This window comes from Flavobacterium sp. HTF (genome assembly GCF_003105115.1).
GTDB lineage: Bacteria > Bacteroidota > Bacteroidia > Flavobacteriales > Flavobacteriaceae > Flavobacterium.
The window spans coordinates 70714-82506 of record NZ_QETH01000007.1 but is presented as its reverse complement, the minus strand read 5'-3'; the positions used below and the strand labels follow the sequence as shown (position 1 = coordinate 82506).

Annotated in this window: 8 protein-coding genes; 7 read left to right on the top strand and 1 reads right to left on the bottom strand. The window is 36.3% G+C overall.

Annotated elements, in window-relative coordinates:
- The first annotated feature begins 190 nt into the window (after window positions 1-190).
- From egtD to DCO46_RS03630, 5 genes are all read left to right on the top strand, one after another.
- Complete coding sequence (egtD, locus tag DCO46_RS03650) at window positions 191-1186, top strand: L-histidine N(alpha)-methyltransferase (RefSeq protein ID WP_116751219.1); 996 nt, start codon at window positions 191-193, stop codon at window positions 1184-1186.
- Between the two features lie 13 nt (window positions 1187-1199).
- Complete coding sequence (egtB, locus tag DCO46_RS03645) at window positions 1200-2384, top strand: ergothioneine biosynthesis protein EgtB (RefSeq protein ID WP_116751249.1); 1185 nt, start codon at window positions 1200-1202, stop codon at window positions 2382-2384.
- A 295-nt stretch (window positions 2385-2679) separates the two neighbouring features.
- Window positions 2680-3177, top strand: coding sequence for a nuclear transport factor 2 family protein (locus DCO46_RS03640; protein WP_116751218.1), 498 nt, complete (start codon window positions 2680-2682; stop codon window positions 3175-3177).
- A gap of 27 nt (window positions 3178-3204) precedes the next feature.
- Window positions 3205-4158: a polysaccharide deacetylase family protein gene (locus DCO46_RS03635; protein ID WP_116751217.1), complete on the top strand. Its 954-nt coding sequence runs from the start codon at window positions 3205-3207 to the stop codon at window positions 4156-4158.
- A 29-nt stretch (window positions 4159-4187) separates the two neighbouring features.
- Entirely contained in the window at window positions 4188-5324 is a 1137-nt protein-coding gene (locus DCO46_RS03630) for an alkene reductase (RefSeq protein WP_116751216.1), read from the top strand.
- Window positions 5325-5367: 43 nt separating this feature from the next.
- On the opposite strand, the gene DCO46_RS03625 is transcribed toward DCO46_RS03630, so the two are convergent.
- The gene (locus DCO46_RS03625; protein WP_116751215.1) at window positions 5368-9330 is read right to left on the bottom strand and encodes a hybrid sensor histidine kinase/response regulator transcription factor; all 3963 of its coding nucleotides are present in this window, start codon (window positions 9328-9330) and stop codon (window positions 5368-5370) included.
- A gap of 391 nt (window positions 9331-9721) precedes the next feature.
- On the opposite strand from DCO46_RS03625, the gene DCO46_RS03620 reads away from it, so the two are divergent.
- Together DCO46_RS03620 and DCO46_RS03615 are read left to right on the top strand one after the other, a co-directional pair.
- Window positions 9722-10516: a hypothetical protein gene (locus DCO46_RS03620; RefSeq protein WP_116751214.1), complete on the top strand. Its 795-nt coding sequence runs from the start codon at window positions 9722-9724 to the stop codon at window positions 10514-10516.
- 182 nt (window positions 10517-10698) lie between these two features.
- Complete coding sequence (locus tag DCO46_RS03615) at window positions 10699-11715, top strand: family 43 glycosylhydrolase (RefSeq protein ID WP_243416246.1); 1017 nt, start codon at window positions 10699-10701, stop codon at window positions 11713-11715.
- The last annotated feature ends 78 nt before the right edge of the window (window positions 11716-11793 follow it).

Genomic DNA, 11793 nt, shown 5'->3' with positions numbered 1-11793 from the left:
GTTTGTGAGAGCACCGGAGACGCATGCAAATTTTTTTACAGGAATTTATAACTAAAGTTGAAAAAACGGCAACTATCTCCACGAATAAAACGTATCTTTAAGTTAGAATAAGATACTGCTGCACATAGATTTAAGGAATTAATGGGCACAGTTTGAAATTATTACATTTAAAAGAATTAAAATTTTCAGAATGAAATCACAATTAAATACCGACACTATATATACAAAAGAAGAAGTTGAGAATGTCAATTATCAATTCTTAAAAGATGTTTTAGAGGGGCTTCAGCAAGATCCGAAACACCTGCAGTCCAAATATTTCTATGATAAAAAAGGGGATGCTCTTTTTCAGGAAATAATGGCAATGCCGGAATATTACCTGACCAGGTGCGAAATGGATATTTTCCAAAACAAAACGCAGCAGCTTGCCAGTATAATTATCGGTGACAACAGCCCGTTTGATCTTATAGAACTGGGTGCGGGAGATGCCTCAAAGTCATTGCACCTGCTTGAGTATCTAAAAAAAGCCGATGCCGATTTTACTTATATGCCCATAGATATTTCGGGTAATATATTGTCCGTTTTGGACCAAAAGCTTCAAAAAAACATCCCGAATCTTACCGTAAAACTTCTTGAAGGCGATTATTTTGAGATGCTCCAAAAAACAGCTAAAATCTCTTCCCGGAGGAAAGCGGTTTTGTTTTTAGGCAGTAATATCGGAAACATGGAACTTCAGGAAGCTTCTGATTTCTGTATTCAATTAAGAAAAAACCTCAATAAAGGAGATATTGTTTTGGTGGGATTTGATTTAAAAAAAGACCCTAAAATTATCTTAAATGCCTATAACGACCCAAGTGGTGTTACTTCCTCATTCAATCTTAACTTGCTGGAACGTATTAATATCGAACTTAAGGCTGATTTTGTTCTAAAGCAATTTGAGCATTTTCAAAGTTATGATCCTTTAAGCGGTGCCTGCAGAAGTTATCTGGTAAGTCTTGAAAACCAGACCGTAAATATTGACGGTCAGGCTGTCGATTTTAAAAAAGATGAAGTTATTTATATGGAAGTTTCTCAAAAATTTTCAATAACAGATATGGAAGAATTTGCCGCTTCGTCGGGATTCAAGACCCTAAACACTATTACCGACAGCAAAGAATGGTTTGCCGATACTTTTTGGATTGCTGATTAAACCATGGAATTTTATGAAAGAGACTGAAATACTTAAAAACAATACTGCACTTCTGTTAGAGCAGTATAAAAGAATACGTGCACATTCTGAAGAAATTTGCCGCCCGCTTGAGATTGAAGATTATGTAGTACAGCCCATTGTAGATGTCAGCCCGCCAAAGTGGCATTTGGGACATACTACCTGGTTTTTTGAAACTTTTATCCTAATCCCAAGCTTTAAGGAATATACGGTATATAATCCTGAATACAATTTTGTGTTCAACAGTTATTACGAAACTGTAGGAGCAAGGGTGGTGCGTACAGACAGAGGTAATCTGAGCCGTCCTTCGGTAGCTGATATTTACCGTTATCGTGCCTATGTAGACCAACAGATGGAAGCTTTTTTGCAGCCGGAGACTTTAGACGATGATGTGGCAAAATTATTAGAACTGGGACTGCATCATGAACAGCAGCACCAGGAGCTTTTATTTTCGGATATAAAATATATTTTGGGACACAATCCGCTTTTTCCACCATATAACGAAAGCATTGTTTTTGAAAAAAAAGCAATACAAAGTACAGACTTTATATTTGTTTCCTCTGGTATCTATGAAATTGGTTTTGAAGGAGATGGCTTTAGTTTTGACAATGAACTGGGAAGACATAAAACCTATCTGGATGCTTATGAAATTGCAGATCATTTGGTCAATAACGCCGATTACTTGCATTTTATAGAAGATGACGGCTATTCTGATTTCAGATACTGGCATTCTGAAGGATGGGAATGGGTAAAACAGCAAAACGCAAAAGCACCGCTGTACTGGCATTTTATAGACGGAAAATGGATGCAGTACACTCTAAACGGCTTAAGGGAAATCGATCCATTAGCATCAGTCTGCCATGTTAATTTTTACGAAGCCTCTGCTTTTGCTGCGTGGAAAGGAATGCGTTTACCGACAGAAGCTGAATGGGAAGCCGCAGCCGGTCTTTTTGACTGGGGCGAACGCTGGGAATGGACGGGAAGCGCTTATCTTCCGTATCCGAATTATAAAAAGGAACCCGGAGCCATAGGGGAATATAATGGTAAGTTTATGGTTAATCAGATGGTTTTGAGAGGTGCTTCTGTAGCAACTCCGCCAGATCACAGCCGCAGGACCTATCGTAATTTTTTTCATCCAAAACATCAGTGGCAATTTAGCGGCATACGCCTTGTCAAATAACAGCGATTTATACTGAACACAGAAAGTATTTAAAATTTTAATAGAAAACGGGTATAAGTGAAATTTCATTTATACCCTTTTTTTATTGGTCTTCTTTAAGCAAACTTCACTTTAAATTTTCCTCATTATAAACGAAATACCATGATTTTTTTTCGTTTTACGACGAAATAAAGTTGGCTATTTTTTATTTTTAAAAATATAAAAATTTGATTATCAATTGTTTAAATTTATTGTTCGGTTTTTGCACAAAGAAATACTTGTTTTAAAACCTTAAAATAATTTAAAAGAAATCAAGATGAAACAAATTTTTAAACAAGTAAAAAGCAATATAAAAGTAACCGTACTAATGCTGTTAATTGGTTTTTCAGTTCAGGCGCAGGTGTATACCGATCAGGAAATTAAAACAAAGCAAACTGCAGAAAAGTTCTTTGAATACATCACAGCCAAAAATCCTGAAAAAATAGCCTCAATGGTTTCAGAAAATGTGGACTGGTACATTTTTGAATCAAAATACATGCCCTGGACAGGACACCGCAGCAAGAGGGCAGAAATCTCAGAATTATTCACCACCCTGTTCAGCTATTTCATTGACGGAAGCGAAAAACTGGAAGCGAATTCTTTTTTGTTGAGAGGCAACGAAGTAGCGGTTTTTGGTACTATAGAAAGAACCGTTAAGAAAACAGGAAAACATTTTAAGATGCCTCTGGCCATTCATATTACAATTGAAAATGATTTAATCAGCAAATTTTCATTGTATGAGGAAACATTAATTATTGAAAAAGCCCTTAAATAAATTCAATCAGATTTAATTCAGACGAATATGAAAGACAGAAGAACATTTCTTAAAGAGGCCGGTATTATTGGACTTGCAGGAATACTGCCAACAAATACACTGCTTGCCGGAGATTTAAAAGAAGATACACTTACCAAAGATACTGTTACCAGCTGGGCAGACGGCTCACGTTTGTTAGTATCGGTTTCAATGCAGTTTGAAGCCGGTGGTCAGCCGGTAAACTCCGAAAGTCCGTTTCCGCAAAATATGCAGAAAGGATTTGTTGATCTTCCGGGAGAAAGCTGGTATCAGTATGGATATAAAGAAGGAATTCCGAGGATGCTCGACAATTGGGACAAACTTGGAATAAAAGTTACTTCGCACATGGTCGGCTCAGCGGTTTTAAAAAATCCGGAGCTGGCCAGGGAAATTGTACAACGCGGACATGAGGCTGCTGCGCACGGTATGGACTGGGCAACGCAATATTCGATGCCGTATGAAACCGAAAAAAAGTTTATCAAAGATGGTGCGGAAGCGATTAAAAAAGTTACGGGTTTTGAACCTGTCGGGTATAATGCCAACTGGCTCAGACGTGGTACCAATACGCTTGAAATTCTTCAGGAACTTGGTTTTAAGTACCATATTGATGACTTAAGCCGGGATGAACCGTTTTTAGTAAAAGTAAAAGGAAATGATTTTGCGGTAGTTCCATACACCATTCGCTGTAATGATATTGTATTGATAGAAGGAAAAAACTTTAGCGCGGATCAGTTTGTGCGTCAGGTGATAATGGAATTTAACCAGCTTTACAAGGAATCTGAAAAAAAGCGCAGGCAAATGTCAATAAGTTTTCACGACCGTATTGGAGGGACGCCGCAAATGGTTGCGGCAACTACAGAAATCATCACCTACATGCAAAAACACAAAGGAGTCAGCTTTAGGCGAAAAGACGAAATTGCCCAAATGGCTTATGAAGATAAGAACATTATACGTGAATTATGAAAAACAGTACTTACTAATAAGAATAGAAAATGAAATACCAGAACTTATTTCAGCAGTATAATTTAAGCGGAAATCAATTAAAAAGCCGTTTTTTAATGGCTCCGATGACCCGTTCGAGAGCCTCACAGCCGGGAGATATTCCAAATGCTTTAATGGCAGAATATTATGCCCAGCGCAGCTCTGCCGCTATTATAATTACAGAAGCAACCCAGATTTCTTTGCAGGGAATGGGGTATGCCAATACACCGGGAATTTACAGTCCGCAGCAGATAGAAGGCTGGAAATTAATTACTGACGCGGTACATAAAAACGGAAGTAAAATATTTCTTCAGTTATGGCATGTGGGCAGGGTAAGCAGTTCAAAAGTAAACGGATTACAACCAATTGCTCCTTCTGCCATAATTGCCCAGAATACCAGTGTTTATATTTTTGACGGGGCTGCAAATGGTGATGCCACTTTTGTACCTACAGAAGAACCCAAAGAAATGAGCAAAGCCGATATTGACAAGGTAATTGGAGAATTTGTACAGGGAGCAAAAAATGCTATTGAGGCCGGTTTTGACGGTGTCGAAATTCACGGTGCAAATGGTTATCTCATTGATCAGTTTTTAAGAAGCAACAGTAACAAAAGAACTGACGAATATGGCGGTACGAAAGAAAACAGAACCCGCTTTTTGATCGAAATTACTGCAGCTGTTGCAAAGGCAGTTGGAAAAGAAAAAACAGGAGTAAGGCTTTCTCCATTTATTAGCTTTAAAGATATGAATGATCCGGAAATACTAGAGACTATAATTTTGGCCGCCAGAAGATTAAATGAGCTTGAAATCGCTTATATACATCTTTGCGAAGCAGACTGGGATGATGCCCCGCAAATTCCAAATGATTTCAGGACAGCACTTCGGTCTAATTTTAAAAATACCATTATTGCCACAGGAAACAAAACTCCCGAAGAAGGCGAAAAACTGATTGATGATGATCTGGTAGACTTAATTGGTTACGGCAGGAAGTTTTTAACCAATCCGGATTATCCGGAACGGGTAAAACTTGATGCGGTATTAAATGAAATTTCAGACAATCATACTTTGTTTGGTGGAGGTACCGCCAGAGGGTATACTGATTATCCTTTTCTGAATGTGCTAAACGGAAACATGAACCTAAACGGATAAGAAATAAAAAAAGTCCTAATTTTCATTAGGACTTTTTCAGGTATTATTTTATTTCCTGATTTCCATTATTAATAAAATCCGAAGGCGACATGGAAAAGCTTTTCTGGAAATTTCGGCTGAAACTGGATTGCGAATTGTAGCCGACTATTTCTGCAATTTCATAAACCTTGTATTTCCCCGAAAGCAATAATTCTGCGGCTTTTTTCAAACGGGCATTATTAATAAGCTCGTTTGGGCTCAGATTGGAAATATCCTTTATTTTGCGGTACAAAGTAGAGCGGCTCATGTGCAGGATATCGGCTAATGATTCAACACTTAAGTTGGTATCAGCCATATTCTGATCGATAATATCGTCCAGTTTTTTAATAAATTCTTCGTCAATTTTATTATGGGCAATGGATTTTAAATGTGACAAAGGAGAACTCGCATAATATTCCATAACATGGCGCCTGTTCGATAATAAGTTATCGATTTGTGCCAGTATAAAGTCCATCGAAAAAGGTTTTGAAATATAGGCATCCGCTCCCGATTCCAAACCTTTGATTTTGGATTGTACTGCGCTTAAGGCTGTAAGCAAAATTACCGGAATATGGCTTGTTTCAATATTAGATTTAATACGGTCGCATAATTCGATTCCGTCCATTACCGGCATGGTAATATCGCTGATTACAATATGAATCGTTTGGTTATGAATCACTTTTAAAGCTTCTTCGCCATTTGCGGCTTTAAAGACTTTATATTCTTTCCCCAGTTCCTTGCTCATAAAATTAAGCAGTTCCAGATTATCTTCAACGATAAGGATTTGTGTTTTAATATTTTTCGCTATGATTTCATTTTCAAAATCTTCATTGCTTTCTTTTGCAGCTGCATCAGAAGCATCTTTGTATAAATGAAACTCACTTTGCTGACGCAGCGGTAATTGCAGCACAAAAGTATTCATGGAATCGTCTAAAAACTGCAGTTTCAGGGTTCCGTTATGCAATTCAGTCAGTGAATGAGCCAGCGAGAGTCCAATTCCCGTACCGGTTTGTGTTTCAGAACCTAATATTCTGAAGAAAGGTTCAAAAATTTTACTTTTAAGTCCTTTTGGAATTAAATTTCCATCATTTTTAACGATAAACTCCAAAGAGTTTTCATCCCGGAACAAAGTAATGACAACTTCACTTTTGGCATATTTTATGGCATTACTGATTAAGTTGCTCAGGATTTTCCGAATAGCTTCTTCATCTACAAAAGCATACACGTTTTTTTCTCCCAGTTCCAATTCAACATGAATGTTTCTTTCTTCAATCAGAGGGGTAAATTGGGATAGTAATTGCCGAACCAGAACAGATATATTGGTTTCCACAAAAGTCAGACCCAGTCCTTCTATTTCTGTCTTTCTGAAATCAAGCAATTCATTCACCAGATTTAACAGACGGGAAGTGTTTTTCTCCATTATCGATAAATTCGGAATAATATCAGGAGACTCATAGGTTTTCTTTAACAGGCTTTCCAGAGGACTTTTGATCAAAGTCAGAGGAGTTCTGATTTCATGCGCCACATTGGTAAAAAACTCAATTTTGGCATGATAAATTTCCTTCTCTTTTTCGTTATTGAGATGTGCAATTTTTTGGTTACTTTCCCTGATATTCATGTTATGATACCTGCGTAAAAGCCAGTAAAGACAACCCGCTATTAACAAAAAGTAAAGAAAAAAAGCATAACCGCTTGCCCAGAACGGAGGCAAAATTGTAATTCCGACAACAGCTTCTTTGCTCCATATGCCGCTGGCACTTAATGATTTTACCCTGAATTTATAATCACCTGACGGAAGTTCCGTAAAAAAGACCTTATTGTTTTTATTCAGATACACCCAGTCATCGCTGATACCGTCTAATTTATACCAGTATTGCGTAAGCTCCGGAGCTGTATAACTCAGGGAGGCAAAATCAATATTAAAATTGGACTGATGATTTTTTAACGTAATTTTCTTTATATAAGAAACAGATTCATCCAGTGGAGAATCCTCATCATTAACGATTACATCCTGATTATTGATCTGAAGCCCGGTAATAAATATCGGAGGATTGTATTTATAAGTACTGAAATTTTTAGCGTTAAAACTAATCATCCCGTTCAGGTTTCCAAAATACATATCTCCATTGGAATCCTTAAAAGCCGAACTGTAATTAAACTGATCACTCAGCAATCCGTTTGCCGTGGTAAAAATTTTAACTGACTTTGTTTTATAATTAAATTTAACCAGCCCTTTTGAAGTGGTTATGCATAAATTCTGATTTTCATCCTGCAAAACAGAGTAGATCACATTACTGGAAAACCCGTCTTTAGTGGTGAATTTTTTAAACTCTTTTTTCTTTACATCAAATAGATTCAGGCCGTTTTCGGTGGCAATCCACAGGTTATTCTGCTGATCCTGAAAGATAGAAGTGATAAAGTCATTACTAATGCTTTTATCATTATTAAAATCATGCCTGTAAACTGCTTTTTCTTTTGTTTTTGGATTGTAGTAAAATAATCCGTCACGATAAGATCCTGCCCATAAATTTCCGTCCTTATCTTTAAACATGCAGGTATAATGCGTGCTTTCTGAAAAATTATCTGAAATTGTAAAACTGTCATTTTTATCATCATACAGATAAATCCCAACAGAAGTTATGACGTATAATTTCTTTTCAGGAGTTTCATAAAACGAGACAATAAAATCGCTTTTAAAATTACTCGTCGTATGGTCATAATGTTTGATTACTTTTCCCGAATTGACGTCCATAATATCCAGGCCATGCTCAAATGTGCCTAACCAGATTTTGTTCCCTCTTGGCAAAACACCATGAATGTTATAGAAAGAAAGCCCTGATTTTGTTCCGTCCGGCTGAAAATTAACGAATTTCTTTGTCTGTAAGTTAAACTTATTAAGTCCGGCATCTTCAGTACCAATCCACAGATTTCCCTGATCATCTTTGTGAATTTCACGTACCGCACTTCCCACAATTGCATTTTCACTTTTTCGGGGAAAATATTTCTTAAACTGATCGTACTGTTTCTGATGGTAATTGACACCGCCGAAATACGTTCCGATCCAGACACCATTTTCCTTATCAATCGTAATGCAATAGGCCGCATTATCTGAAATCGCATAAGGATCACTCGCACTCTTGCGTAAATTTCTAACGGTTTTATTTTGTAAATTATAAATGTAAACCCCGGATTCGCTGGCAATCCATAATTCATTTTTGTTTTTGTTAAACTGTCGGACAAAAACCGGTTTTTCCGCGCCATTCATAAACGGAGTTGTTTTTCCGGTTGAAACATCATATTTATAAATACCATGATCACGGGTTCCGATTAAAATAGAATTGGCATCTAATGCATAAATCACAGAGATAGAAAAGGTACTATTGGGCAATTGTACCGTGATTTTATCAAAACTCTGGGTAGCTTCAGAATAGCGGTACAAATCATCATAAGAGGAAACCCAGACTACGCCATTTTTATCACAGGTGATAGAAGTAGCATAAAAGGAATTTCTGCCGTCAAACATGGTAGTCTGTTTGGTGTCGACATTGTATTTTATCAATGTTCCGATAGAGATAAACCATAAATTGTTTTTAAGGTCATTATCAATATCGTTGATGCGATTATTAATGGCCTCATTTATAAAACTGAATTTCTCTAACTTTTTATCATACGAATAGAGTCCTTTGTCTGTACCGACCCAAATGTAATTTTTGAATTCATGCAGTGACTGGATGTAGTTTATTCCCAGTGAAGTTTTAGGATCTTTCCCGCTGCGGAATGTTTTAAAATGATATCCGTCAAAACGATTCAGACCATCTTTAGTCCCAAACCACAAAAAACCATCTTTGTCCTGAATGGAGGCCAAAACAGTATTGTTCGACATGCCATTTTCTACTTTGTAATGTTTGAAATAATATTCCTGGCTAAAAACGGTAGTGGACAAAAACAAAAGACAAACGAGTGTCCTTATTTTAAAAAAACTTTGCATGTAAATGTTATATTAATTTTTTATATAAAAATAACTCCTTTGGTTGTGTCATATGCATACCATTTGGTTTAAAATGAATATTGACAATATTCTGAGGTATGATTTGAATCATTTAAACACAATTGTGAAACAAAATGGGATTACAGTTATATGATCAATATCCTATTTTGGTCAAAAATTAAAATGATATTTTTTTAATATATAATTTATGGTATTAATAAAAAATAATCAAAATATTTTAAAAGAACTCAAAATTAACACCATTAGAGCGCTTGCAATATTAGTTATATTTTTAAAAATACAAAACGAAATTTTTAAAAGTTGTCTTTTAATCTTAGTGTATTCATCCTATCTGTTTTCAATAATTAACTGACCTGTAAATATTATACTTATGAAAAAAATAATGCTGTTTGTTGCCGTTATTCTGTTTGGAAGCAATGCGATTGCCCAAACAAAAACCTATTTATTATTTGAGTTTATGAAAATAGCTCCGGGACAGGAATCAGCCTATCTGGAAACGGAAAGCTTTTGGGAAAAGATACATAATCAACGTGTTGAAAACGGCGAAATTACAGGATGGCAACTTTGGCGTATGGAATCAGATAATGTGAATTCCGATTATCAATATGTGACCGTTCATGTTTTTAAAGATTCAATTAAAATGTTCCAGAACGGTGGTGGTAGTTTTTTAAAAAATGCAAAAAAAGCATTTCCTTCCATGTCCGATGCAGACTTAGAATCAAAAAGAACGGAATCTCTTAAAAGCAGAGATGTAGTGGAAACATTTTTTCTTAAGCAAATTGACCAGACTCAGGGAAAATTTCAAATGTCCTTAGGAGCTGTAATGTTCATTAATTTTATGAAAGTTAGTCCTGACAATAATGTGAAGTACAGAGAGGCAGAATCAAAAATATTTAAACGTGAATGGCAAAGCAGAGTAGATGCTGGTACTACCGGCAATTGGAGTTTGCTAAAAGTGATAACTTCTAACGAAAATGCTTTAAATCGCGAAGCTTCATACGTTTCCCTCGATAAGTTTAAAGACCTAAATCACCTATTGGGAAATACTAATTATAACACTATTAAGACAGCAGAAGATGAAAAAGCATGGATGGAGGCTTTTAAAACTCGTGAAATAAATTCGTACAGAGTAGTGTTGATTAAAAAGACAGGTAAAGAAAAATAGATGCTTTTTTTATAATAACTGTGGTTGGTTATTTTATGGATTCAAATTATCGGAATGATTTGTTCCGGTAATTTGATTTTTTATTTAACCTTTTTAGACAAAAGTATTAAAGACCATTGTTTGATCGTTTTTCACAACAAATTATACCGAAACTAAATATAAAAAACAATCAATATTTACTTATGAAAAAAAAATATTACCTATTACAACTAACATTATCACTTATTTTGTCCGGTATCGGAAGCTATACTGTCTCAGCACAACAAACCTTCACCAATCCGCTTTTAGAATATGGGGCAGATCCCTATAGCACATATTACAATGGGTATTACTATTATACGCATACTATGCAGGATCGCCTGGTTCTTTTGAAAACCAAAAGTCTGGCAGATTTAAAAAATGCAGAAAAGAAAACGATTTGGGTTGCACCGAAAAATACCGATTACTCTGCCGAAATATGGGCACCTGAGTTTCATTTTTTTAATGGAAAATGGTATGTGTATTTTGCTGCAGATAATGGCTCTAACAATACACACAGAATGTATGTTTTGGAAAACAGTTCAAAAAACCCGATGGAAGGCGAATGGGTATTTAAAGGAAAGATTGCTGCAAAAACCGATAAATGGGCCATTGACGGCAACGTATTTAGCTATAAGAAACAATTGTATATGATTTGGTCCGGCTGGGAGGGAGATACAAACGGGCAGCAAAATATTTATATCGCCAAAATGAAATCTCCTACTCAAATTGACGGAGACAGAGTTCTGATTTCCAGTCCGACAAAACCTTGGGAATTGCACGGCGCGCTGCATGATGACGTAAACCCTGCACAGGTGAATGTAAATGAAGGGCCTCAGTTTTTGACACATAAAGATAAAGTGTTTATTGTCTTTTCAGCAAGTGGCTGCTGGACGGATAACTATAGTCTGGGCTTACTCAGTTTTAGAGGAAAAGAGAATTTGCTGGATCCGTTGGCCTGGGTAAAATCAGAAAAACCAATTTTGGAACAATCAGACAAAACGAAAGTATATGCTCCGGGACACAATTCGTTTTTCAAATCACCAAATGGAAAAGAAGACTGGATTCTATACCATGCAAATTCAAACCCGGGAGAGGGATGCGGGCAGAAGATCGCCAAGGATGCAGCAAATCAAATGGGACGAAAACGGAAATCCCATTATTGGAGACCCGGCACCTGAGGGAACTCCATTGGTTATTCCAACGATGTAAAAAGAATGTTTTTAATCTGATATAAAGAAATAATAGATAGAAAATTA